The 23,461-nt window shown below is 70.9% G+C and carries 27 protein-coding genes; 19 read left to right on the plus strand and 8 right to left on the minus strand.

Annotated elements, in window-relative coordinates; all coding sequences use genetic code 11:
• Positions 1 to 53 precede the first annotated feature (53 nt).
• Positions 54 to 413 carry a hypothetical protein gene (locus tag CU254_RS20565; protein ID WP_050788233.1) on the plus strand — a complete coding sequence of 120 codons (360 nt, stop codon included), beginning with the start codon at positions 54 to 56 and terminating at the stop codon, positions 411 to 413.
• Between the two features lie 57 nt (positions 414 to 470).
• On the opposite strand, the gene CU254_RS20570 is transcribed toward CU254_RS20565, so the two are convergent.
• Together CU254_RS20570 and CU254_RS20575 are read right to left on the minus strand one after the other, a co-directional pair.
• On the minus strand, positions 471 to 1,229 hold the full coding sequence (locus CU254_RS20570; protein WP_009078983.1) for an SGNH/GDSL hydrolase family protein: 759 nt from the start codon (positions 1,227 to 1,229) through the stop codon (positions 471 to 473).
• Positions 1,226 to 1,615 (minus strand): nuclear transport factor 2 family protein, encoded by a 390-nt coding sequence (locus CU254_RS20575; RefSeq protein WP_009078984.1) that lies wholly within the window; start codon positions 1,613 to 1,615, stop codon positions 1,226 to 1,228. Before CU254_RS20575 ends, CU254_RS20570 begins: the two co-directional genes overlap by 4 nt.
• A 68-nt stretch (positions 1,616 to 1,683) precedes the next feature.
• Here CU254_RS20575 and CU254_RS20580 point away from each other — a divergent pair, with 68 nt between their 5' ends.
• From CU254_RS20580 to CU254_RS20605, 7 genes are all read left to right on the plus strand, one after another.
• The gene (locus CU254_RS20580; RefSeq protein ID WP_009078986.1) at positions 1,684 to 2,259 is read left to right on the plus strand and encodes a PadR family transcriptional regulator; all 576 of its coding nucleotides are present in this window, start codon (positions 1,684 to 1,686) and stop codon (positions 2,257 to 2,259) included.
• 58 nt (positions 2,260 to 2,317) lie between these two features.
• Positions 2,318 to 3,130 (plus strand): NAD(P)-dependent oxidoreductase, encoded by an 813-nt coding sequence (locus tag CU254_RS20585; protein WP_009078988.1) that lies wholly within the window; start codon positions 2,318 to 2,320, stop codon positions 3,128 to 3,130.
• 257 nt (positions 3,131 to 3,387) lie between these two features.
• Positions 3,388 to 3,576, plus strand: coding sequence for a bacterioferritin-associated ferredoxin (locus tag CU254_RS20590; protein ID WP_037717597.1), 189 nt, complete (start codon positions 3,388 to 3,390; stop codon positions 3,574 to 3,576).
• Between the two features lie 78 nt (positions 3,577 to 3,654).
• Positions 3,655 to 4,140 carry a bacterioferritin gene (bfr, locus tag CU254_RS20595; protein WP_009078992.1) on the plus strand — a complete coding sequence of 162 codons (486 nt, stop codon included), beginning with the start codon at positions 3,655 to 3,657 and terminating at the stop codon, positions 4,138 to 4,140.
• A 79-nt stretch (positions 4,141 to 4,219) separates the two neighbouring features.
• Positions 4,220 to 4,369 (plus strand): hypothetical protein, encoded by a 150-nt coding sequence (locus tag CU254_RS43110; RefSeq protein WP_158688054.1) that lies wholly within the window; start codon positions 4,220 to 4,222, stop codon positions 4,367 to 4,369.
• A gap of 44 nt (positions 4,370 to 4,413) precedes the next feature.
• Entirely contained in the window at positions 4,414 to 4,893 is a 480-nt protein-coding gene (locus CU254_RS20600) for a hypothetical protein (protein WP_158688055.1), read from the plus strand.
• Between the two features lie 55 nt (positions 4,894 to 4,948).
• Positions 4,949 to 5,245 carry a DUF1905 domain-containing protein gene (locus tag CU254_RS20605; protein ID WP_037717599.1) on the plus strand — a complete coding sequence of 99 codons (297 nt, stop codon included), beginning with the start codon at positions 4,949 to 4,951 and terminating at the stop codon, positions 5,243 to 5,245.
• Positions 5,246 to 5,431: 186 nt separating this feature from the next.
• Here the strand turns inward: CU254_RS20605 and CU254_RS20610 are convergent, their stop codons facing one another.
• Positions 5,432 to 5,830, minus strand: a complete 399-nt coding sequence (locus CU254_RS20610; protein WP_009078998.1) for a PQQ-binding-like beta-propeller repeat protein — start codon at positions 5,828 to 5,830, stop codon at positions 5,432 to 5,434.
• Positions 5,831 to 5,944: 114 nt separating this feature from the next.
• Here CU254_RS20610 and CU254_RS20615 point away from each other — a divergent pair, with 114 nt between their 5' ends.
• Together CU254_RS20615 and CU254_RS20620 are read left to right on the plus strand one after the other, a co-directional pair.
• The gene (locus tag CU254_RS20615; protein WP_009079000.1) at positions 5,945 to 6,622 is read left to right on the plus strand and encodes an ATP-binding cassette domain-containing protein; all 678 of its coding nucleotides are present in this window, start codon (positions 5,945 to 5,947) and stop codon (positions 6,620 to 6,622) included.
• On the plus strand, positions 6,619 to 8,565 hold the full coding sequence (locus CU254_RS20620; protein WP_009079002.1) for a YhgE/Pip family protein: 1,947 nt from the start codon (positions 6,619 to 6,621) through the stop codon (positions 8,563 to 8,565). Before CU254_RS20615 ends, CU254_RS20620 begins: the two co-directional genes overlap by 4 nt.
• 9 nt (positions 8,566 to 8,574) lie before the next feature.
• Here the strand turns inward: CU254_RS20620 and CU254_RS20625 are convergent, their stop codons facing one another.
• The 3 genes from CU254_RS20625 to CU254_RS20635 are packed head-to-tail and all read right to left on the minus strand — an operon-like array spanning position 8,575 to position 11,347.
• The gene (locus tag CU254_RS20625; protein WP_009079004.1) at positions 8,575 to 9,645 is read right to left on the minus strand and encodes an aminotransferase class V-fold PLP-dependent enzyme; all 1,071 of its coding nucleotides are present in this window, start codon (positions 9,643 to 9,645) and stop codon (positions 8,575 to 8,577) included.
• Positions 9,642 to 10,049, minus strand: coding sequence for a RidA family protein (locus tag CU254_RS20630; RefSeq protein ID WP_037717601.1), 408 nt, complete (start codon positions 10,047 to 10,049; stop codon positions 9,642 to 9,644). Before CU254_RS20630 ends, CU254_RS20625 begins: the two co-directional genes overlap by 4 nt.
• Positions 10,046 to 11,347 carry an aspartate aminotransferase family protein gene (locus CU254_RS20635; RefSeq protein WP_009079007.1) on the minus strand — a complete coding sequence of 434 codons (1,302 nt, stop codon included), beginning with the start codon at positions 11,345 to 11,347 and terminating at the stop codon, positions 10,046 to 10,048. Before CU254_RS20635 ends, CU254_RS20630 begins: the two co-directional genes overlap by 4 nt.
• A gap of 182 nt (positions 11,348 to 11,529) precedes the next feature.
• Between CU254_RS20635 and CU254_RS20640 the strand changes: the two genes are divergently transcribed.
• Genes CU254_RS20640 through CU254_RS20680 form a run of 9 tightly spaced genes read left to right on the plus strand, consistent with a single transcriptional unit; the run spans position 11,530 to position 21,226 of the window.
• Entirely contained in the window at positions 11,530 to 12,777 is a 1,248-nt protein-coding gene (locus tag CU254_RS20640; protein WP_009079009.1) for a M20 family metallopeptidase, read from the plus strand.
• A complete protein-coding gene (locus CU254_RS20645; protein ID WP_009079011.1) occupies positions 12,770 to 13,591 on the plus strand; it encodes an IclR family transcriptional regulator in 822 nt (273 codons plus the stop codon). The genes CU254_RS20640 and CU254_RS20645 overlap by 8 nt, the downstream gene beginning before the upstream one ends.
• Positions 13,592 to 13,629: 38 nt before the next feature.
• A complete protein-coding gene (locus CU254_RS20650; protein ID WP_009079012.1) occupies positions 13,630 to 14,586 on the plus strand; it encodes a thiamine pyrophosphate-dependent dehydrogenase E1 component subunit alpha in 957 nt (318 codons plus the stop codon).
• Entirely contained in the window at positions 14,579 to 15,562 is a 984-nt protein-coding gene (locus CU254_RS20655) for an alpha-ketoacid dehydrogenase subunit beta (protein ID WP_009079014.1), read from the plus strand. Before CU254_RS20650 ends, CU254_RS20655 begins: the two co-directional genes overlap by 8 nt.
• A 16-nt stretch (positions 15,563 to 15,578) precedes the next feature.
• Positions 15,579 to 16,397, plus strand: a complete 819-nt coding sequence (locus CU254_RS20660) for an acetoacetate decarboxylase family protein (RefSeq protein WP_100266835.1) — start codon at positions 15,579 to 15,581, stop codon at positions 16,395 to 16,397.
• Positions 16,394 to 17,704 carry an MFS transporter gene (locus CU254_RS20665; RefSeq protein ID WP_009079018.1) on the plus strand — a complete coding sequence of 437 codons (1,311 nt, stop codon included), beginning with the start codon at positions 16,394 to 16,396 and terminating at the stop codon, positions 17,702 to 17,704. The genes CU254_RS20660 and CU254_RS20665 overlap by 4 nt, the downstream gene beginning before the upstream one ends.
• The gene (locus tag CU254_RS20670) at positions 17,701 to 19,230 is read left to right on the plus strand and encodes a cytosine permease (protein WP_009079020.1); all 1,530 of its coding nucleotides are present in this window, start codon (positions 17,701 to 17,703) and stop codon (positions 19,228 to 19,230) included. The genes CU254_RS20665 and CU254_RS20670 overlap by 4 nt, the downstream gene beginning before the upstream one ends.
• The gene (locus CU254_RS20675; RefSeq protein ID WP_050788235.1) at positions 19,227 to 19,748 is read left to right on the plus strand and encodes a nuclear transport factor 2 family protein; all 522 of its coding nucleotides are present in this window, start codon (positions 19,227 to 19,229) and stop codon (positions 19,746 to 19,748) included. Before CU254_RS20670 ends, CU254_RS20675 begins: the two co-directional genes overlap by 4 nt.
• The gene (locus CU254_RS20680; RefSeq protein ID WP_037714309.1) at positions 19,745 to 21,226 is read left to right on the plus strand and encodes an amidase family protein; all 1,482 of its coding nucleotides are present in this window, start codon (positions 19,745 to 19,747) and stop codon (positions 21,224 to 21,226) included. Before CU254_RS20675 ends, CU254_RS20680 begins: the two co-directional genes overlap by 4 nt.
• Positions 21,227 to 21,433: 207 nt before the next feature.
• Here CU254_RS20680 and CU254_RS20685 read toward each other — a convergent pair whose 3' ends face one another.
• Both CU254_RS20685 and CU254_RS20690 read right to left on the minus strand, forming a co-directional pair.
• Positions 21,434 to 22,234, minus strand: coding sequence for an alpha/beta fold hydrolase (locus tag CU254_RS20685; RefSeq protein ID WP_158688056.1), 801 nt, complete (start codon positions 22,232 to 22,234; stop codon positions 21,434 to 21,436).
• 8 nt (positions 22,235 to 22,242) lie between these two features.
• Complete coding sequence (locus CU254_RS20690; RefSeq protein WP_037717608.1) at positions 22,243 to 23,448, minus strand: MFS transporter; 1,206 nt, start codon at positions 23,446 to 23,448, stop codon at positions 22,243 to 22,245.
• Between the last annotated feature and the right edge of the window lie 13 nt (positions 23,449 to 23,461).

Below are 23,461 nucleotides of genomic sequence, written 5' to 3' on the forward strand. Positions count from 1 at the left end.
GGACCGTGCGGAGTCTTGAGAATCAAGCTTGCGCGACCCGCGATACTCGTCCCGTGGACAACCTCATCGACCTGGACGCCGCCGCGCGGCAGATCGCTCAGCGGCGCGGCGAGTGGCACCGTCTCGGCATCACCGCGGGCGAGACCACTTGGCGGGACCAGGCCGATGTCTGGCCGCACCGGATCGTCACCGATCGCGCGGCCGTCGTCGATGCCGATTCGATCGGCGTTGCGCTCGCCAAAGGCTCGCAGGAGGGAAGCGTCGTGCTGTTCACGGGCGGCTGGGCGGATTTCTTCTACTGGAACGGCGAAGCCGACGGTCCGGTCACCGACGAGGCACCCGGGTGGGGCGACCCGCTCGACCTCGCGAAATTCGGCCAGCTCTTGGATCGGCTCACCAAGCTGTTGGCCTGACTGTCCGCCGATACCGCTCCAAGTGCGGAGCCGTCGCAGATCGCAACTTGCTCGCGCTCACACGGGAAGCAGCACTGGACGTTTCGCGCTGCGGCCGTCCCCGGAAGACCTGCCGAGCAACCGTCGGACCAGCCAAGGGCCGAGAAACTCCGCTAGCCAACGGAGTTCCGCGCCGACCTTGCGCCACGCCGGTTTGCGGACGGCAGGCGGCAGCGGAGCGCTCCAGCTGTCGTCGCTGCCGGGGAGGCCGAGGCGGTGCGCGACGGCCGCCGCGATGCGGGCGTGTCCGATCGGGTTGGCGTGCAAGCGATCCGCGCACCAGAGACGCGGGTCGCTGGCGACTTCGTGCCGGTCGCAGTCCACGACCGTGACCCCGTATCGGGCGGCCGCGGAACGGATTCGGCGGTTGAGGTCGGCGACTCGCGGGCGCAACGGGGCCGCGATCGGGGCGATTCGCCCGAGGTCGGGGAAGGCAAGGGTGACTACCTCGGCACCGGCAGCGGTGAGTGCGGCGAACATGGCCGTCAGGTGCGCTTCCACGGCGTCGGCGTCGTAGCCGGGGCGGAGCACGTCGTTCATTCCGGCGACCACGGTGGCCAGTGTCGGACGCAGAGCCAGCGCCGGGGCGAGCTGTTCGGCACGCACCTGACCGGCGAGGCGTCCGCGGACGGCGAGGTTGGCGTACTCCACCGGCTCGCCGGCCGCGGCGAGATGCTCGGCGAACCGGTCCGCCCAGCCGCGGTAGCCAGTGGCCTCGTCGCCGTCCCCGATGCCCTCGGTCTGGCTGTCGCCCAAGGCCACGTAACGGATCGTCACGCACCGGCCTCCTGTTTGATCTGCTCGAACCGGGCGGCCATCGCTTCGCTGAGCGCCGTCGCCGCGGAGAGCGGGCGCACCATGACCACGAAATCGTCGATCAGCCCGTTTTCGTCGGTGTGCAGGAAATCGCAGCCGTTGATCTCCTTGTCCCCCACCTTCGCGGTGAAGACCAGGGCGTGGTCGTGCCCGTCGGCGCTGGAGATCTCCCGGACGTAGCGGAAATCGGCGAAAACCTGGCTCACGGCGCGCAGGATGGCCGAGGTGATCGGCTTGCCGGGGTACGGCCGGTACGCGACCGGGCTGGTGAACGTCACGTCGTCGGCGAGCAGCGCTTCGACGGCGGTGTGGTCGCCGCTCTCGACGGCCTTCCGGAACGGGTGCACGCTGCCTCCTACTAACTTTGTTGATTAAGTGCAGCCGAGATTAATCACCGGAGTGCTACCGTGTCCAGGTGTCCTTGAAGTTCGCGATCCTCGCCTCCCTGCTGGAGGGCGAGTTCTCCGGGTACGACCTGGCCAAGTCGTTCGACGCGTCGGTCGCCAACTTCTGGCAGACGACCCCGCAGCAGCTCTACCGCGAACTCGAACGGCTCTCGGCCGAGGGCATGATCGCGGCGCGCGTCGTCGAGCAGGAACGCCGGCCCAACAAGCGGGTGTTCCGCCTCACCGCCGACGGGCGGCGCGCCCTGCACGAGTTCACCGCGACGCCGGTCCAGCCCACCACGATCCGGGACGACCTCCTGGTCAAGGTGCAGGGAAGCGACGCGGGCGACGCCGAAGCGGTGCTCGCCGCCGTCGAGGAACGCATGGAGTGGAGCCGCGCCAAACTCGCCCGGTTCGAGCGGCTGCGCGAGCGCATGCTGGACGGCCGGTCGGAAAGCGACTACCTGCGCGAGAACGACCGCGTCGGGCCTTATCTGACGTTGCTGCGCGGAATCTCCTTCGAAAAGGAGAACTTGCAGTGGGGCGAGCACGCCGCGCGGATCCTGCGGCAGCGCGCCGAATCGGGCGTTTCCCGGCCCGCCTAGCGCGGAGGTGGCGGAGCCGTCCTCGTTGACGTATACCCGTGCTGTGGCGGATACGACGGTGGGACTGTTGCATCCGGGCCGGATGGGTTCGGCGATCGCGGCGCAACTGATCGCGGGCGGGCATCGGGTGTTGTGGTGCCCGGCCGGGCGGTCGGCGGGAACCGCGCGACGAGCCGCGGAGACCGGGCTGACCGCGGCGGAGACGATTCCCCAGCTCCTCGAGCGGAGCGCGGTCGTGTTCTCGATCTGCCCGCCCGCCGCGGCCGAGGAGGTCGCCGGATGTCTCGGGGACTACCGCGGGGTCTACGTCGAGGCGAACGCCATCAGTCCACATCGGACAGCCGCGATCGCCGACCGGGTCCGCGCGACCGTGGTGGACGGATCGATCATCGGTCCTCCCCCGGACGAGCGCTCGACCGCCCGCGTCTACCTTTCCGGCCCGGACGAAGCCGTCGAACTGGTGCGGGGACTGCTGGCCGGCAGCAGGGCGGAACCGGTGCCGCTGGGCGGACGGATCGGCGCGGCGAGCGCGGTGAAGATGGCCTACGGGTCGTTCCAGAAGGCCTCGCGTGCGCTGGCCGCGGTCAGCCACGCGATCGCCGACGACTACGGTGTCGGCGAGCACCTCCGCAAGGAAGCGAACGCCTTCGGCGGCAACGCGCTGGCAGACACCGCCGGACTGCCGTCCGCGGCTGCGCGCGCCTGGCGATGGGCACCCGAAATGCTGGAGGTCGCCGAAACCGCCCGGGCGCTCGGTCTCCCGGACGCCCTCGCCACCGGCGCGGCCGAGGTGATGTCGCGCTGGGCGGACGACAAGGACGACTTCGACCTCGACCTTCCGGCCACGCTGCGCCACCTGCACCGCGAGTGACCGGGCCGGGCCGTGATCTCGCCCGGCGACGTCCCGGAACTGAGTTTTGGCTTGTGCCCGCGGCACACTGTCCACCCGCGACAGACGCGGATTCCCGGCGGCCCCGGGCGGCGCCCGCGAGCAAAACGTCCGGTTGGTGCCGCAGCGGCCCGCCCGAGTGACCGCGGCCACTCGACCCGCTCCTTGCCAGACCCCAGTTGATCTGTTGTGCTTAGCCTTACCTAATCACCCGGACCGGCAAAGGGGTGTCGTCGGCGATGTACGCATGTGTCTGCGCGGCTGTGACGATGCCGCAGGTCGAGGCCGCCGTCATGGCCGGAGCCCGCAGCGTCGAGGAGATCGGCGAGCGCTGCGCCGCCGGGACCGGCTGCGGAACCTGTCACGAACGGCTGAACCGGATCCTCCTCGAACGCGCCGCCCCGCAGGACCTCGCGCACAGCGCCTGACCAGCACGCTCCGCTCCGGTTGTGAGGCGCATCACGCGTGGGTAGCATCCGGTCCGGTCGAGGCCGGAGGTGCGGACGATGCAAGGCGACGACGAGGTGCTCGCGCTGCTCAACGAGCAGCTGACCAGCGAGCTGACCGCGATCAACCAGTACTTCCTGCACGCTCGGATGCAGGCCGACTGGGGGTTCACGAAGCTGGCCGCCAAAACCCGCGCCGAGTCGATCGAGGAAATGCACCACGCCGAATGGCTGACCGACCGCATCCTCCTTCTCGGCGGCCTCCCGAACTACCAGCGGCTCCTGCCGATCAACGTCGGCCAGACGATCCCCGAGATGTTCTCCTCGGACCTCGCGATCGAAATCGACGTGCTCGACCGGCTCCGGCCCGGCATCCCGATGTGCCGCGCCCACGGCGACGCGGGCAGCGCGAACCTGCTCGAGAAAATCCTTCTCGACGAGGAGCACCACGTCGATTACCTGGAAACGCAGCTGGAGCTGATCGACAAACTCGGCGAGCAGCTGTACCTGGCGCAGCTCGTGGATCAACCGCCCACCGCGGGCTGACCTCCGCCCGGGTAACGAAACACCACGGCACGGCGACTCACTGTCACACCACCGGCACTGCCGAACCCCGGAGGACGCCGTGTCCGACGACGACCGCGAAGAGACGACCCTGCCGCTCCCGGCCGAGCCGCCGTCCCCTCCGTCGGAATTCGCCTACCCGACTATCGGGACCGAGAAAGTCCTCGACGGAGGCATTCTTCCGGACCCCGCGGAAGACCGCGACAAATGACCGCCGGGCCCGAACCGGCGGACAGCGCGAGGAAATCCGGGCCCGTGATCGCGAGCCTGATAGACAAAGAGATCGACAACGCCCGCGCGAACGCGAGTTCCCTGCAGGTCCGGGGACTGGCGGTGATCAGTTCTTCCGGAACGCTGGTCACGCTGCTTTTCGGGCTCTCCGCGCTGTCGACGAAAGCCCAGAACTTCGTGCTCCCGGACGCGGTCAAGCTTCCGTTGTACCTGGCGGCCGCGCTGCTGGTGCTCGCCGCGGCCGCGGGGATCTTCACCAACGCGCCCCGGAGAAGCGACGCGATCGCGCTGAAAAACCTCACCCCGTTGATCGCCGAGGACCAATACTGGAACGCGCCGTCGAGCTACGCGGAAAGGGAAGTCGCCAAAACCCGGCTCACGGTGCTGCAGAACTCGCGGGCGATCAACATCAGCACCGCGCGGACCCTGCTCGTCGCGATCGTTCTGGAGATCGCCGGGGTCGCGTGCGTCACCTGGGCCGTCACGAGCCTCGTCTCGGCCTGATCGGGTGGTGCGGCTCGCTCCGGAAACTGTCGGTGCCGCGTGCGAAGCTGGCGGGGTGGAAGTGCACTTCGACGCTGAACTGTGGATCTGGGACGCACGGCGGACCGAAACCTGGACCTTCGTCAGCCTGCCCCGCGACATCTCCGACGAGATCCGCGAACTGGGCGGCCCGCGCCGCGGCTTCGGATCGAGGCGCGTGCAGGTCCGGGTCGGCGCCACGACGTGGCGGACGTCGATCTTCCCGGACAGCACGCGCGGCTACGTGCTGCCGGTGAAACGCGCGGTGCGCAAAGCGGAGAAGCTCGATCCCGGCGACGTCGCCCGGGTGACCGTCACGGTGCTCGACCTCTGAGGTCGGCGAAGCAGGTCCACCCGTGCCTTGCGCCACTGCACGCGTCCCGTGACGGGATCCGCCACCGGGTAACCGCCGCCGGGTTCGGGCAGCCACAGCGATCCTCCGGCATGGTCCGGTGCGGTAGCCGCCAGGTCGGTCTCGGCTCGGACGAACGCACGGGCAGTGGTGGCGGCCAGGCCGAGTTCAGCCAGTGCGCGGCCCGCAGCGCAGCAGGAAGCGGCGGGGCCGATCGCTGAGATCACGAATCCCGCGCCAGCCGCCGACGAGCGCCACGTTCGCGGAAACGGCCAGATGTCCGGTGAAAGCGGGAACGTCCGCGGACCAGAGCCGTCGCCCGGTCGCGAGGTCCAAACAGGACAGTCGCGGGGTGTTTCGCGGTATCACCAGGCAGCGGTCCCCGGCGACGACAATCGCGCGCGGCCAGGTGCCGACGGGAGCGTCCCATCGCACCGAGCCATTTGCCGGGTCGAGGCTCACCAGTCTGGTGCTGCGCTCGTGAACGATGAGGTGATCGCGCGTCACCGCCAGGACCGAGGCAACGCCGCGTTGATGCAACGGCCGCTCCCACCCGATTTCGATCACCGCGCCAGACCACCACGATCGTCCGATCCTGGGCAACCGCTTTCAGCGTCGGCCGCCGGAGGGACAGCGCGCCTCATCGTGCGCGTACCGGGGTTGCGCGGTTACCGTCCGGTCATGTTGTCAGGTGTGCAAGTCACCGCTCGCGGGCTCGGGGTGCGCGGACCGAGGGGGCCGGTGTTCGAGAACGTCGATCTGGACGTGCCCGCGGGCGCGATCCTGGCCGTGCACGGCGCGGCCGGGACCGGGCGGACCTGCCTGCTGCTCGCTCTCGCGGGCCGGATGCGGCTCAATTCGGGCGCGGTGCGCGTCGGTGCTCATCTTCTGCCCGACGACCACCAGGAGGTCCGCCGCACGGTGGCGGTCGCCGCGGCGGGTCCGGCGCTCTCGCTGGAGCCCCGGCTGCGGGTCGACGAGCTGATCGCCGAACGCACCTGGCTGGCGCGCGTGACGACCGCCGCCGTGCGGGACGCGCTCGACCTGGTCGGTCTCGACGTTCCGGGGAAAGCGACGGCGGAGGAACTCGGCACGGCCGGTTCGGCCCGGCTGGCGCTGGCGCTGTCCCTCGCCGAACGGCCGGGCGCGATCGTGCTCGACGATCTCGACCGGGACTGCACCCCGGACCAGCGCCGGGAGGTCTGGGCGGCGGCCGGGCGGGTCGCCGCGACCGGGGTCACCCTGCTCGCCAGTTCCGTCCGTCCCGCGCCCCCGGACCTGGAGACGGTCCGGCTCGCCCTGCCGGCGCTCAGCACCGACCGGCTGCCCGACGACTCGGCACCGGAGGAAGCCCGATGAAGGCGGTACGGCTCGCGCTCCTCGAACTCCGGCGCTTCCGCGGCAGCCCGCTGCGCCGCCTCGTCCCCGTGGTCCTGTGCCTGGTTCCGCTGCTCTACGGCGCGATGTACCTGTGGGCCAACTGGGATCCGTACGGCAAGCTGAGCAGCATCCCGGTCGCGGTCGTCAACGAGGACCGTCCGGCGCAAGGGCCGCAGGGCGAGCCGATCGACGCCGGAAACCAGCTCGTCCAGCAGCTCAAGGCCGCGGGCACGTTCGACTGGCATTTCGTCGACAGCGGCGAAGCCCGGGCCGGGCTGACCGACGGCCGCTACTACTTCACGATCACCGTTCCGCCGGACTTCAGCGGCAAGCTGGCCACCGCGGCGAACACGCGCCCCGAGCAGGCGGGGATCGGCATCGAACTCAACGACGCCAACAACTACGTGGTCGGCATCATGACCGAAGTGGTACAGCCGGAGCTGCAGGACCAGATCAACGCCGCCGCCCACGCCGCGTACGTGCGCAGCATCTACGGCGAACTGTCCGACGTACGCGACAAGCTCACCACCGCTTCCGACGGCGCGCACCGGCTGGTCGACGCCACCACGGTCGGGCAGCAGGCAGCCACCGCTCTCACTTCGGGCACCGACACGTTGCGCCAAGGCACAGCGCAGATCTCCAGCGGCGCGGACCGCGTTTCCCAAGCCGTGCACACGCTCGGCGGTCAGGCCCGGAAAGTCGGCCAGGTCGTGTCCGATCAGCTGCCGGGCGCCGCGGCCACTCTCAGCGGGGTCACCGGCGTCACGGCACGAGGACTCGCCGCCGCGCACACCGGCACGGCGCAGATCAGCCAGTACACCCAGCGCGGCACCGCCGATCTCACGCAGCTCGGCGACACCTTCCCGCAGCTTCGGGGCGATCCGGCGTACCAGCGTGCGCTCGCGGATGCGCACCAGCTCAGCGACGCGACCGCGCGAGTGGACGGGGACACCGCGGCGGCCGATCGCACCGCACAGCAAGCGTTCCAGCAGGCACAGGCGCTGCAGGCGAACGTCGGCACCGCCCAGCAGAACATCAACGCGCTCAGCGGGTCTACCGTGCTGCTCGACAACGGTGCGCAGGACATCAGTGCCGGCACGCGCACGCTTACCGCCGGGCTGACCACGCTGACCAAGGGCGCGACCACCGCGCAGACCGCCGCCGACCAGGCGCACAGCGGCGCGGCCGACGTCTCCGGCGTCATCGATGACAGCCTCAAGCGCATCCCGCAGACCAACCCCGCCCAGATCGCCCACGCCGCCGAGGTCCTGGGCAACCCGGTGCACGTCGACCGGCAGAACCTCAACCCGGCCGGCGTGTACGGGCGTGGTTTCGCGCCCTTCTTCTTCGGGATCGCGCTGTGGGTGTTCGGCCTCTTCGCCTACCTGCTCCTGCGTCCGCTGAACAAACGCGCGCTCGCCTCCCGGGTGTCCGCCGCCACCGTCGCCGTGGCCGGCTGGCTCCCCGGGGCGATGCTCGGCTGCGTCGGAGCGCTGGTCCTGTACGCCGTCGTGGATTTCGGGCTCGGGCTCGATCCGCTTCACCCGGTGCTGACCGTGCTCCTGCTGCTCGTCGGCGCGGCCTCGTTCGTGGCGATCGACCATTTCCTGCGCACCGCGCTCGGCGCTCCCGGCGACGTGCTGTCGCTGGTCCTGCTCATCCTCCAGCTGACGTCGTCCGGCGGCCTGTACCCGATGCCGACGACCCCGGGGTTCTTCCAGTTCCTGAATCCCCTGCTGCCGATGACCTACCTCGTCGACGGCCTGCGCGTCACCGTCTCCGGCGGCCTCGGCACGCACCTCGTCCGGGACTTCGCGGTCCTGGCCGGCTTCGCGGTCGTGGCGCTCGTGGGCACCAGTCTCGCCGCCAACCGGCAACGGAGATGGACCGTCGCCCGGCTGCATCCCGAAATCGAGCTTTGACGGGACCCGCTACCGCGCCAAAATCCGCACCGCCGCGGCGACGTCCTCCTCGGTGTTGAAGTAGTGGAATCCGAACCGCACCCGGTCGCCGAGGGCCGTTGCTCGCACGCGGGCCTTCGTCAGCTCTGCCGCCAGTTCGGGCGCGCGATCCGTTGCCACCACGGCGATCTGCGACAACGGCCCATCCGTCACCCGCCGGTAGCCCTGCGCTTGGGCTTCGTCGAGCAGCATTCCCGCCAACCCCACGACATGTCGTTCCACGGCCGCCGGATCGAGGCTGGACAACAGGGTCAGCGCGGCGCACGCGCCGACCCACGAAAACCAGGCCGGGGACGCGTCGCACCGGGACGCCTCGGCGGCGAGTTCCAGCGGGCCGCCGAAATAGCCGTGCGGCGGCGAGGTCGACTTCCACCCCGGCGCGAGCGGCGTCAGCTCGGCCGCCCGGTCCGGACGCGCCACCAGCCAGGCCGTGCCACGCGGGCAGAGAAGCCACTTGTACCCGTGCACGGCGAGGTAATCCGGGCGGACCGCGGCGTAATCGAAGTGCAGCGCGCCTAACGATTGGGTCAGGTTCACGAACAGCCGCGCCCCGACCTCGTCGGTCGCCGCACGCAGCGCGGGAAGGTCGAATCGCTGTCCTTCGCGGCTGGTCACCTCGCTTACCGCGAGCAGCGCGACCTCCGGGTCCAGCGCCGCGATCAGGTCCTCGACCCCGCGCGCCGGGACGCTCACCACGTCGTGCCGGGCCAGCCACGGGTACCGGTTGCTGCGAAACTCCTCTTCCGCTACCACGACCTTGCTGCGGGGCAAGGAATTCGCGACCGTCGCGGCGGCCTCGGCGAGGGACGAGACCGCGGCGACCGTCGACGAGGGCACTCCGACGTAGTCCGCGAAAAGAGAACGGGCTCGCGCGGACGCGCCGTCCCACGCGAGCCAGTCGAAGGTGCCGGACGACCAGCTGTCCAGAGCTTCCCAGAGCGCCGAGACGACCGGCGCGGCACCGGGCGGGGCGCCGGGGGTGTCCAGCCAGACCTGGTCTGCCAGCGCGGGGAACAGGGCGCGGAACTCCCCCGGCGTCATCGCGGCACCGCGGCGGTCGCCTCGATTTCCACGACGATTTCCGGCCGGGCCAGGGCCGACACGACGACCATCGACTGCGTCGGCCAGTCCTGGGCGGGGAACCACCTGGCGAATACCTCGCCGACGGCGGCGCGGAAACCGGCCAGGTGCTCGGTGCCTGCGACCATGCTGAACACCTTCACCAGGTGTTCCGGCCGAGCGCCCGCGGCGGCGAGCACGCGTTCGATGTTCGCCAGCACTTCGCGGGTCTGCGCTTCCGCGTCTGGTCCGGCGAGAGTGCCATCCGGCAGTGCGCCGATCTGGCCCGAGATCAGCACCAGTTCGTGGCCAGCCTCCACGCGTGCGACGTGGCTGTAGCGGCCGACCGGGGCGCCGACGGTGTCGGGATTCCAGCGCTTCATCAGTTGTCCTCCTTCAGCGAGAAGTGCACTGCCGCCAGGGAATCCCGAAGCACCGACAGGGCTTCGTCGGCTTCGGCGACGGTGACGGTCATCGGCGGCGTCACGCGCAGCACGTTGCCGAGCAGGCCGCCGCGGCCGATCAGCAAGCCCCGCTCCCGCGCGGCTTCGAGCACCGCCCCGGTGGCGGCGACGGCGGGTTCGCGGGTGCCCGGGAGCACCAGTTCGACGCCGATCATCAGGCCCATCCCGCGTACCTCGCCGATCAGCGGGTTGTCGATCGCGCGCAGGCCGCACATCAGGTGTTCGCCGACCTTGTCCGCGTTGGTCTGCAGGTCGTGGTCCAGCAGATAGTCCACAGTGGCCACTCCGGCGGCGGTGGCGAGCGGGTTGCCGCCCGCGGTGGAGATCGAGTTCGCGGTCAGGCAGTCCATCAGGGACGCGCTCGCGACCACCCCGCCGATCGCGACGCCGTTGCCGAGGCCCTTCGCGAAGGTGATCGCGTCGGGAACCACGCCGAAGCCGTTCATCGCGAAGAACGACCGCCCGGTCCTCCCCCAGCCCGACTGGACCTCGTCGGACACCAGCAGGATGCCGTACTCGTCCAGGACTTCCTTCATCGCCGGGAAAAAGCCCTCCGGCGGCGTCGCGAATCCGCCCGCGCCCTGCACCGGCTCGGCCAGCAGGCAGGCGACGTCCCCGGACGTCGAGGTTTCCAGGATCGTCCGCAATTCCTCGGTGCAGGCGGCGACGAACCCGGCGTCGTCGAGGTCCCGGAACGGGCTGCGGTAGCGGTAGCCGCTGTGCACGTAGGTGACCGCGAGCGGGCTGAGCGCGGTCGCGGACCAGCCTCGGATGCCGGTCGCCGCGACGGTGCCGAACGAACGGCCGTGGTAGCTCCCGCGCAGCGCCAGCACCTGGTGCGACCGGCGGCGCTGGGTGGCGAGCAGCAACGCCGCCTCCACCGCCTCGGTGCCGGAGTTGACGAAGAAGACGCGCGGATCGGCGATCCCGGACTGACGGGCGATCCGCTCGGCCAGTTCGACCTGGTTGCGGATCAGGTACAGCGTCGAGGAATGCAGCAGCCGCCCGGCCTGCTCCCGGATCGCCGCGGTGATCTCCGGGATGTCGTGGCCGACCATGGTGGCCAGCAGCCCGCCGAAGAAGTCCAGGTACTCGCGGCCCTCGCCGTCGGTGACGCGGCGGCCGGTCCCGCGGACCAGTTCGATCGGGGCGTCGTAGTACAGGTTCAGCCAGCTCGGCATCACCTGACGGTGCCGCTGCAGCAGCTCGGCGTGGGACACGGGGCCTCCTCGGGCGGGGCGACGGGGTCCCGCGGACCGTAGGCGCCCGCCGGGCCGCGCCACTTCCGTCCGCGCGCCGAATTTCAGATAATCGAAAAACGGGTTCAGTTTGCTGCACCGGGCCCGGCCGGCGGCGCAGAGTCTGCCGGTCCGACAACGGGGACGGCGAACTGGAGGTGACGATGCCTCGACCGACTGGGCACGACGTGCGCTCGCGCGTCGACGCGGTGGCTGAGGACATGCTGGAGCTGCTGGCCGCGACGGTGCGCGCGCCGAGCGAAAGCGGCTGGGAGGACCGGGTCGCCGGGGTGTACGCCGACTGGTTCGCCGGCCGCGGCTGGCCGGTGACGAGGCAGCTGATCGGCCCGACCGGCCTCGCCGAGGGCGAACCCCGGCCGGAGGCGCGCGAGAACCTCGTCGCCTGGTATCCGCGGCGGCGCGGGCTTCCGTGCGTGGTGCTCAACGGGCACCTCGACGTCGTTCCCGCCGGCGACGAGCAGCAGTGGACCCATCCCCCGTACTCCGGGCTGCGCCGCGACGGGCACGTCCACGGCCGCGGCTCGGTCGACATGAAGGGCGGCATCGCGGCCGGTCTCTACGCCCTCGCGGTGCTCGAAGACCTGGGCGTCGACCTGCCGTTCGACGTCGCGGTCCAGCTCGTGGTCGCCGAAGAGACCACCGGGGTCGGCACCCGGGCCGCGGCGCTGGAGGTGCCGGACCCGGTCGCGGCGCTCGTGCTGGAACCGACCGACGGCGCGATCGTGCCGATCAGCACCGGGCTGCTGTTCTTCACCGTGGACGTCACCGGCGTCGCCGCGCACACCTCGGCGCCTTGGCGGGGCGTGGACGCGTTCGAGCTGCTGATCCGGGTGCGGGAGGCGCTGGCGGAGTTCGCGCGCAAGCGATCCGCTTCCTATCGCCATCCGCTGTTCGACGGGGTGCCGACCGCCATCCCGTTCGCGGTCGGCACCGCGCGCGCCGGGAGCTGGCGCGCGGCCGTGCCCGACTTCGCGACGATGTCCGGCCGGATCGGGCTCAAACCCGGCGAGGACCCGAACGCGGTCCGCCGGGAGGTCGAGCGGGTCCTGGCGCAGTTCGCGGCCACCGACGACTGGCTGCGCGAGCATCCGCCCGTTGTCCGCTGGGACCACGAAGGCCTGCCCGGCTGGGAAACTCCGATGGACAGTCCGCTGGTCGCCGCTTTGCGGTCGGCGCAGAAGGAGTCCGCCGGCGCGGAGCTCCTCACCGGTTTCACCGCGGGTTCGGACGCGGCGTTCTTCGGCTCGCGCGGGATTCCGACGGCGATCTTCGGGCCCGGCGAAGTGACCAAGGCGCACGCACCCGACGAGTCTGTCGCCGAACGCGAGGTCGTGGCGGCAGCGGAGGTGCTCGCCCTGGCGCTGGCCCGCCTGGAGGTGGGCGATGGCTGACGGCTCGGCCACGGTCCTGCACACGCTGGAGCGCGGTCTGCAAGTGCTCGAAGCGGTCGCGGCGGCCGACGGTTCGGCGACGGCGAAGGTGCTGAGCCGCCAGCTCGGCATCAAGATCGGCACCTGCTACCACCTGCTCCGCACCCTCGTCGCGGGCGGCTACCTGCTGCGCCTGCCCGGCGGGCGCTACGACGTCGGTCCGCGGGCGGCGTCGCTGAGCCGCCATCTGCAGCGGCGGTCCGGCCCGTCGCCGGAGCTGGCGCTGATCCTCACCCGGCTGCACAACAAGACCCAGGAAACGTCGTACGTCGCCGGCTGGCACCACGGAACGCTTACCCTGCAGCACTTCCTGTCCGGCCTGCACACGCTGAACGTCGGCAACCTCGACGTCGGCTACACCGGCAGCATGCACGCCCGCGCGTCGTGCAAGGCCGTGCTCGCCTTCCTGCCCGAGGAGCAGGTGGCCGCGATGTTCGACGGCGTGCCGATGGAACCGGTCACGCCCAACACGATCACCGACTACGAAGCGCTCGCGGCCGACCTCGCCGCGATCCGCCGCCGCGGCTACGCCTTGGACCTGGAGGAATTCAGCGCCGGGGTGTGCTGCGTCGCCGCCCCGTTCTTCGGCGAGGGCGGCGTCCCGGCGGGCGCGTTCACCGTTTCCGTTCCCCAGCCCCGTTTTGTCGAACGCCAGGCGTGGCTGGTCAAGGAAGTGCGCGAGGCGGCCGTGATGGCCAGCGGCCTGCTGCGCACCGGACGGCTGGTCGTGCCCACGCCCGAACAGTCGGCGTGGTCCGGCCGCGACGTTTCCTGACCTTTTTCCCGTTCCGGAAAACGAAAGTGGGTACCCCCATGCCCGAAACCGCCGCCCTGCTGCGCCATTTCGAGGCGATGCAGCGCATCCGTTCCTTCGAAGAGGAAGTCGCCCGCCTGCGCGGGACCGGCGACATCGTCGGGTCGGTCCACCTGTGCAACGGCCAGGAGGCCGTCTACGTCGGAGCCTGCGCCGCGCTCGACCTCGAACGCGACGCGGTGTTCCCCACCTACCGCGGCCACGGCTGGACGCTCGCCTGCGGTGCCCCGCCGCGCGCATTGTTCGCCGAACTTCTCGGCCGCCAAACCGGAATCAACGGCGGCCGCGGCGGTTCCGCGTACCTGACCGCTCCGTCGCACGGGATGTACGGCGAGAATTCGATCGTCGGCGCCGGTGCCCCGATCGCCGCCGGAGCCGCGCTAGCCGCCACCTTCGACGGTTCCGGCCGGGTCTCACTCGCCGCGTTCGGCGACGGCGCGCTCAACCAGGGCGCGGTGCACGAAGCGATGAACTTCGCCGCCGTACGCCGCCTGCCGGTGATTTTCCTGGTGGAGAACAACCATTATTCCGAACTGACACCCATCGCCGACATGGTGCGCATCGACAAGCTCTTCCGGCGCGCGTCCGCCTACGGCATGCCCGGCGCGCGGATCGACGGCAACGACCCCGAAGCCGTCCGCTCCGCCGTCGCCGAGGCGGTCCGCCGCGCCCGCGACGGCGAAGGTCCGGTCCTGCTCGAAGCCATGACCCAGCGCATCGTCGGCCACTACATCGGCGACGCCCAGCACTACCGGCCCGCCGGGGAACTCGAAGCGGCCACCGCCGCGGAACCCATCGGTGCCCTGGTATGGCAACTCCTCTCGGTCGGCGTCGCACAGTCCGAAGTGGACACCATCGTCGAACGCGTCCACCGCGAGATCGCCGACGCCTCCGCCCAAGCCCTCGCCGACCCGATCGCCGACCCCGCAACCGTTCTGGAGCTCCTCTATGCCTGAGACCAAGAAACTGTCCTACGCCGAGGCAGTCAACGCCGCGTTGCGCCGCGCGCTCGACGAGCGGCCCGAAGCGCTGCTGTTCGGCGAGGACGTCGGCAAGCCCGGTGGCGTGTTCGGCGTGACCAAGGGGCTGCACAAGCAATTCGGCGAGCGCGTTTTCGACACTCCGATCTCGGAGTCGGCGATCCTCGGCGGCGCGGTCGGGTCGGCGATGTTCGGGCGACGCCCGATCGTCGAGATCATGTGGGTCGACTTTTCCCTGGTCGCGCTGGACCAGCTGGTCAACCAGGCGGCGAATGTCCGCTACGTGTCGCGCGGGGCGTTGTCCGCGCCGATCACCGTCCGCACCCAGCAGGGCAGCGCGCCGGGCGCGTGCGCGCAGCATTCGCAGAGCCTGGAAGCGTTCTTCGCGCACGTGCCGGGTCTGCGCGTCTGCCTGCCCGCCACCCACCAGGACGCCTACGACCTCCTTCTTTCCGCCATCTGGTGCGACGATCCAGTAGTCGTGATCGAGAATCGCACGCTGTATCACGCGGGCAAGGAAGAGGTCGAGATCGGCGGCCCGATCCCGGAAATCGGCGGTGCCGCCGTGCGCCGGCCCGGCAGGGACGTCACGGTGCTGACCTGGGGCGCCATGCAGCACCGGGTTCTCGAAGCCGCCGAACGGCTTTCCGCCGACGGCATCGACGCCGAAGTCGTCGACGCGCGCTGGGTCCGTCCGCTCGACCTCGACGCGGTCCTGGAAAGCGTGCGCCGCACCGGCCGGCTCGTGGTCGCCCACGAGGCGCACACGGTCGGCGGATTCGGCGGCGAGGTGGTGGCCGCCGTCGCCGAATCCGGCGTGCCGCTGCACAGCCCGCCGGTGCGGGTCGGCGCGCCCGACGCCCGCATCCCCGCCGCCCCGGTCCTCGCCGGCGCGGTCATCCCGACCGCCGACGTGATCGCCGAAGCCATCGCCCGAACCGTCCGCGCCTGACCTCCGGAGACTCCCCATGCCCCCTGTTCTTCCCGCGGTGTCCATGCCCGCGTTCGCGCCGCTGTACGGCGTCGGCGCGGAATCGGTGGACCTGCGCTGGCTCACCGTCGAATACCGCACCGATCCCCAGGTGCTCGCCGAAGTCCTCCCCGCGCCGCTTGCGCCGACCGACGATCCGCGCGTCGCCGTCTGGGTCGCCGAGTTCCTCGGCGCGGAGTTCCGCCTGCCCGACGGCACGGTGGAACGACGTCCGCCGTATCTGCAGGCCGGCGTCTGCGTCCAGTGCCGCCGCCACGAGGAGGTGGGCGCGTATCCGCTCACGTTCTTCATCGAAGGCCTCAACCACGGCACGCTCGGCCGGGAAATCTTCGGGCTGCCCAAGAAACAAGCCCGTGCCGTGACGCTCGACGAGGACGGTTCCTCGGCAACCGGCCGGATCGTGACCGCGAACGGCATCGAGGTCGTCACCGTCACCGCGCAGGCTGCCCGGCGGCACTCCGAGATCGATCCGATCCCGGACTGGTTCGCCAGCCACTTCCCCCTGAAGCTCATCCCGAGCGCCGAAGGCACCGGCTACGACATCAGCCGCCTGGTGCGCGTCCCGTTCCGGACCTCGCAGCCCGGCGAAGGCTGGGAAGGCACCGCCGACGTCGTACTGCGACCGTCCACTTCGGACCCGATCAGCACCCTGCCCCGCACCGAAGTCGTCCGCGCCCGGTACGGCCGGGTCCGGCTCGAGGTCGGCTTCGGCACATACCTCGACCACGTCGACCGGATCCCGGTCCTCGGCACCCCGGACTGGGGCGCCGCGGCGGAGAAAGCGAGCGTCCGATGACCACCGCGGCGGCCCCGGCCCGGACCACGATCACCCGCGCCCAGCGCACGTCGATCATCGCCGCGTGCATCGGGAACTTCATCGAGTGGTACGAATTCGTCCTCTACGGCTACCTCGCCTCCACGATCGCCGTCCTCTACTTCCCGGTCGCCGACCCGGCCGCCGGGCTGCTGCTGACCTTCGCGGTGTTCGGCGTCAGCTTCGTGGTGCGCCCGCTCGGCGGCGTCGTGTTCGGCTACATCGGCGACCGGTACGGCCGCCGCAGCGCGCTGTCGGCGATCATCCTGCTGATCTCGCTGGGCACCGCGCTCATGGCGGTGGTGCCGCCGTACGCGTCCATCGGCGTCGCCGCCCCGATCCTGATCCTCGTGCTGCGGCTGGCCCAGGGCCTGTCCGCGGGCGGCGAATGGACCGGCGCGGTCTCCTACATCATCGAAAGCGCGCCACCGGGCAAACGCGCGTACTACGGCAGCTGGCAGACCATCACGATCGTGCTCGGCATGATGGTCGCCGGGCTGTCCAGCCTGCTGTGCACCGAACTGCTGAGCCCGGCGGACCTCCAGTCGTGGGGCTGGCGGATCCCGTTCCTGGCGGCGCTGCCGCTCGGGCTGGTCGGGCTGTACCTGCGGCTGCGGCTCGGCGAAACCCCGGCGTACACCGAACTCGCCGCCGAGGACAAGCACGAGCGCGCGCCGCTGCGGGCGACGCTGCGGCACGACTGGCGCTCGATGGTCCGCATCGCCGCGCTCGTCTGCTCGCCCACCATGTGCACGTACGTGCTGCTCGTGTACGGGCCCACCTACCTGGCCACCGTCCTGCACGTGCCGCCGGGCCGGGCCAAGATCGCCGGGTTCGCCGCGATGACGATCCTGATCGTGCTCACCGTCGTCTTCGCGCGGATGTGCGACCGGATCGGCCGCAAGCCGTTCCTCATCGCCGGGGCGGCGTGGGTCCTCGTGACCGCTCCGCTCGGATTCTTCCTGCTGCACCGCGCTTCGCTCGGCTTCCTGATCGCCGGCCTCGGCGTCATGGTGGTCGGCGAGGCGCTGATGCTCGGACCGCAGCCGGCGCTGTTCGCCGAGCTGTTCCCCACCGCCCGCCGCTACAGCGGGGTCGGAATCGGCTACAACGCGGGCGTCGTCCTCTTCGGCGGCGCCGGACCCTTGGTCGCCACAGCGATCCTCGAAGCGACCGGAAGCACCTACGCGCCCGCCTGGTACCTCGCCGGCGGCGCGCTGATCAGCCTGGTCGCGGCGTTCCTGACGCCCGAGACCCGGCACAACTCCCTCCAGGGAGGAACGCCATGACCGAAGCGTGGGCCGAAAACCGCGAGGACTACGCGCTGCGCCCGGTGCCGTCGAGTTACCAGAAGTGGAGCGTGCCGTCGCTGTTCGGCGTCATGTTCGGCATCACCACCGCGATGTTCTTCTTCTCCTGGGGCGGCACGCTGGTGCGCGCCTACGGGACCGCGAATCTCGTGATCGGGCTGGTGATCGCCACCGTCATCGTCGGCGCGCTGGCTTACCTGTGGACCAGCGCCGCGTCCCGCAGCGGGCTCGGGTCCGACCTGCTCACCCGCGGCGCCGGGTTCGGCTTCCTCGGCTCGACCGTGACGTCGCTGATCTTCGCGGTGAACTCGGTGCTGTTCTTCGCCTTCGAGGGCTCGATCATGGCGAACGCGGTGATGGCGCAGTGGCCGTCGGTGCCGCCGTGGGTCGTGTACGCCGGTACGGGCGCGGTGTTCATCCCGCTGACCTGGTACGGCCTGCGGCTGGTGAACATCCTGATGTGGGTGACGCTGCCGGTGTTCGCGGTGTTCATGGCGCTGACCGTCTGGCACGCCGCGCACACGCCGGTCGACGTCGGCTTCTGGTCCTACCGCCCGGCCGGCGGCGCGGATGCGACGGCCGGTCCGCCGGTGCTGCAATTGCTCGCCGCCGCGTTCGGCGTCGCCGGGACCATCCCGGTCGCCGCGGACTTCGGCCGGTTCATCCCGGCGAAACGCCGCCGTCTCGGGTCCTTTGTGGTCGGCCCGGTGTTCGCCGCGGTGACCTTCCTCGGCCCGACGCTGCTGGGCGCGTGGCTGTCGCTGCGGTTCGGCGAAACCGACCCCGGCAAGTACCTGCCCGACGTGTTCGGCGTGTGGGGCGTGCTGTTCGTCGTCACCACGCAGCTGCGGATCAACCTGAGCAACGCTTACTCCGGCTCGCTGCAGTTCGCCGGGTTCTTCTGCCGGGTGTTCGGCGTGACGCCCGGACGGCACTGGTTCGTGGTGCTCACCGTGGTCCTGGGCGCGGCCGCGATGTTCGGCGACCTCTACAGCCGGCTCAACGCGGTGCTCACCTTCGGCGGCGTGTTCATGCTCGCGTGGATCGCCTGCGTGGTCGCGGACATGACGATCAACAAGCGGTTGCTGCGGCTGTCTCCCCCGCACTTCGAGTACCGCCGTTCGCGGCTGCCCGCGTTCAACCCGGTCGGGCTCGGCGCCATCGCCGGCGCGCTGATCGTCTCGGCTCCCCCGGCCTTCGGGCTGTTCGGGCCGCTGGGCATGACGCTGGCCCCGTTCATCGCCGCGGCTGCCGCATTTGTGCTGGTGCCCGCGATCGCGCTCGCCACGAAGGGCCGGTACTACACCGTCGCCTCGACCGCCGGGGACATCGTCGCCGAGGACCTCGTGAAGTGCGTGGTGTGCTCCGAACCGCACGCCAGCGCGGACTTCGTCTCCTGCCCGTTCCATCGCGGCAGCGTCTGTTCGGTGTGCTGCGCCGCCGAACGCGCCTGCCGTTCCGTCTGCAAGACCGCATCCGTTGCCCTGGAAAGGACCCCGGCATGAACGACGACCTGCTCGCCCGCGTCCAGCGGCTCGAAGACCTCGAAGCGATCCGCCGGCTCAAAAGCGATTACGCGCGCACCTGCGACCTCGGCGCGGACCCCGACGCGCTGATGGCGCTCTTCGCCCCGGACGGCGAGGTCGTGTGGCGCAGCAACGTGTTCGGCGAGCACCGCGGGCACGACGCGATCCGCAAGTGGTTCTCCGGTGTGGCCGGGATGATGCCGTGGGCCGCGCATTTCATGGTCAACCCGGTGATCGACGTCGCCCCGTCCGGCGACACCGCGCACGGCCGGTGGGATTTGCTGGAATTCGCCACGATGACGGGCACCGACGGCTACGAGCCGGTGCTGATGACCGGCTGGTACACCGACGAGTTCCGCAAGGTGGACGGTCGGTGGTATTTCCGCACGATCGACATCGCCATGCAGCAGATGTCCGGCTGGCACGAGGGCTGGGTGCGCGAACCGCATCGAGGGGGCGACCCGCTCGTGGTCGCGGCCGGACGGGCGCTGCGGTGAAGGTTCCCGACAGCCGGCGGCAGGCCGAACGCCTCGGCCTGCCGGTCAGCCCGGCCGAACTGCCCGAGGTGCAGGAGCTACTCGCGGAAATCCTTGAGACGGTCGGCTCCTTGCCGCGGCCGGAGCCTTCGGCCGCGGCGCCCCGGACGGTGCGCGCACCGTCCACAGAGGACGATCCGCTCCACGCGGTGTCCTGGTGGACGGACGCCGAACCCACCGGATCCGGTGCGCTGAACGGGTTCCGGGTCGCGGTGAAGGACTGCGTCGCGGTGTCCGGCGTCCCGATGACCGCCGGTTCCGCGTTGCTCGCCGACTTCCGGCCGGACGCCGACAGCACCGTCGTCGCCCGGTTGCGGGCCGCCGGGGCGCGGATCGTCGCGACCACGCGGATGGACGAACTCGGCCTCGCCGCGGGCGGCGACACCGGACCGGGCGGCGCGGTCCGGAACCCGTTCGACCCGGCGCGCACCGCGGGCGGTTCGTCGGCCGGATGCGCGGCCGCGCTGCACTATCCCGGAGTCGACGTCGCGGTCGGCGCCGACCAGGGCGGTTCGGTCCGCGTTCCGGCGGCGTGGTGCGGTCTTTTCGGGCTCAAGCCGACGCGCGGCCTGGTTCCGGCGACCGGTTCGCTGGGGATCGACCACACCGTCGACCACCTCGGCCCGCTCGCCCGCACGACCGCGGACCTCGCCCGGGTCCTCGACGTGCTCGCCGGTCCGGACGGCGCCGATCCCCGGCAGGTCGGCCTGCCGGAGCCGGTCGACTATTCCGCCGCCGTCGCGGAGGCCCCGGCTTCGCTCGCCGGGGTCCGGCTGGGCTTGGTCCGGCTTCCCGGCACGACGCCCGAAGTGCAAACCGCACTGGAACTGACGGTGGCCGCGCTGACGAAACTCGGCGCGACCGTCGTCCCGGTGGACCTGCCGGAACTCGCCGACGCGGGTGCACTGTGCTTCGGCACCACCGTCGAAGGCACGGCCGCACTGCTCGCGTCCGGCGGCAACGGATACCAGTGGCTCGGCCAGTACTGGCCGGAACTGGCGAACGGTCTCGCGCGCGGCTGGCGCGAACGGGCCGGGGACCTCGGACTGGCCGCGAAAGCCGTCCTGCTCGCCGGTTCCTACCTGCAGGAAACCTACCGCGGCGAGTGGTACGCGATCGCGCAGAACGCCCGGGGCCGCCTGGTGCGGGGATACGTGCGCGCCCTCGACGGCGTCGACGCGCTGCTCGCGCCGACCACGCCCGGACTGCCGCATCCGGTCGAGGTCGCGTCCCCGATCGAACGGGTCCGGCGAGGCTGGGCGGTGCTGGCCAACACCGCGCCGGCCAACCTCACCGGGCACCCCGCGCTGAGCATGCCGCTCGCGGAAGCCGCCGGACTGCCGGTCGGCGTGATGCTGACCGGACGGCATTTCGAGGACGCCCGGCTGCTGCGGATCGCCGCGGTCTGCGAACGGGAGCTTGGCATCCGGCCGGGCTAGCGCATTGCCGACTGGCCGAACTGGCACGTCCCTCCGCCCACCCCGGCGACCATCCCGCGCTCACCGAACCGCTGCCGCCCGGCGTCCGGTCGGTGCCCTGCCGACCGGACGCCACTTCGACGACGCCCGGCTGCTGCGGATCGCCGCGGTCTGCGAACGGGAGCTTGGCGTCCGGCCGAGTTAGTGCGCTGCCAGCCCGGTCCGCGTTCAGGCGGGCCGGGCGAACCCGTCCAGCCAGTCGCCGAGCAAGGCGTGCACGGCGGCTGGCTGGTCGAGGTGCACGTTGTGGCCCGCGCCGTCGAGGACGGCCAAGGTCAGGTGCGGGTAGTGGTCCAGCAGCGCGAGCTGGTCGCGCCAGCCGACCAGGTGGTCCTGTCTCCCGGTCACCATCAGGTGCCTTCCGCGGTGCACACCAAAAACCGACTCCGGATTCCTGCTCAGCAGATACGCCTTGAGCAGTTCCGCGGCGTCCTCCCGGTGGTGCGCGCGGATCCCCGGCAGCACGTGGTCGCGGAAGGCCCGCCAGCCCGCTTCGTCCTGGTGCAGCGCGATCGCCGAGAAGGCCTCCCGGTCGGCCGGGTCGAGCGACGCCAAGAGGCGCTCGTCCCGGGCGAGTACCTCCCGTTCCGGCAAGGTCCGTTCGCCGGCGCGGTTGACCAGCGGTGCGAGCAACGCCGTCCCGAGCACCTGCGGGCCGCGTTCGGCCACGAGGTGTCGGGCGAGCATGCCCCCGTAGGAGATGCCTACGACCGCGAACGGTTCGTCGCCGATCACGGCATCCACGAATCGCAGGACTTCTTCGGCCATGGCGTCGGAGGTGACCGGTCCGGTCAGCCTCGGCGACAGCCCGGAGCCGGGCAGGTCGACGTAGAGGCGGTGCCAACCGGTTCGGGCCGCGAAGACCGGTTCCAGCGGAAGCAAGAGCCGGTGGTCGACGGTGTAACCGTGCAGGAGCAGGACCGGGGTCCCGCTGCCGTGTTCGACGTGGTGGAGCGAGTGTTCAGCCATCGAGGACGTCACGACGCGGAGGAGCGGGCCGGGAAACCGTGTTTGCGGGCGGCCACGACGACCACGATCACCGGCAGCATCAACAGCAGCACGGTCCACGGGAACGAGCCGCTGCCCGCCAGGCCGAGCAGCACTCCGCCGACGACGCCGCCCGCCGCCATCGCGACGTTCCACAGGGTCACGAGCATCGCCTGCGCGGCGTCGGCGGATTCGCCGCCCGCCTCGCCCGCTGCGGTCTGCAGCAGGGTGGGCACGCCGCCCCAGCCGAAGCCCCACAGCACCGCCGACAGGTAGACCAGCACCGGATCGCGCGCGATCGTGGCCAGCAGCAGCGCGGCGGCGGCGACGAGCAGCGAGCTGAGGATCGTCAGCAACCGCAGCCGGCGGTGGATCTGCGCGCCGACGAGCCAGATGCTCACGATCGAGGCGAGACCGAAGGCGAGCAGGACGAGATCTGTGCTGCCGCCCATGCCGAGCCCGGCGAGGAAAGTGGCGATGTAGGCGTACAGGATGGTGTGCGCCAGCACGAAGACCAGCGTCACGAACAGCACCGGGACGACCCCCGGCACGCGCAGCGTCGGCAGGAGCTTCGGCCTTTCGCCGCTGCGGTGGCCCGGATAGTCCGGCACCGCGGCGGCGATCCAGACCAGCAGCAGCACCGTCAAGGCGGTCATGGCGAGGAAAGCCGTGCGCCAGCCCGCGGCTTGCCCGAGGAAGGTCCCGGCGGGCACGCCGAGGCACAGCGCGACCGAGATGCCCGCCATCGCGATGGCGATCGCCCGGCCCTGCAACTGGGCGGAGACCATGCGCCGCGCGTATCCGGCGAGCAGCGCCCAGGCGAGCCCGGCGGCGACGCCCGCGACGAACCGCGCGACCATCGTCAGGAAGTACTCGGACGACACCGCGGTGACGGTGTTGGCGACGGCGAAACCGGCCATCGCGGTCAGCAGCAGCCGTTTCCTCCGCCAGCCCGCGGTGGCTCCGGAGAGCGGGATCGCGGTCAGCACCGTGCCGAGCGCGTAGATCGTGACGGTCTGGCCGGTCGCGGACTCGCTCACGCCGAGCGAACCGCTCATCGCGGGAAGCAGGCCGGCCGGGAGGGTCTCGGTGAGGCTCGTGATGAACACGGCGGTGGCGAGGGCCAGCAACGCGAACAGCGGAAACCGCTGTTCGCCACTGGCTTCTTCCGCGGCGGTTTCTGATGTAGTGCTCATGCTCCGGTTTCTC

The sequence above is a fragment of the Amycolatopsis sp. AA4 genome, from assembly GCF_002796545.1.
Lineage (GTDB): Bacteria > Actinomycetota > Actinomycetes > Mycobacteriales > Pseudonocardiaceae > Amycolatopsis.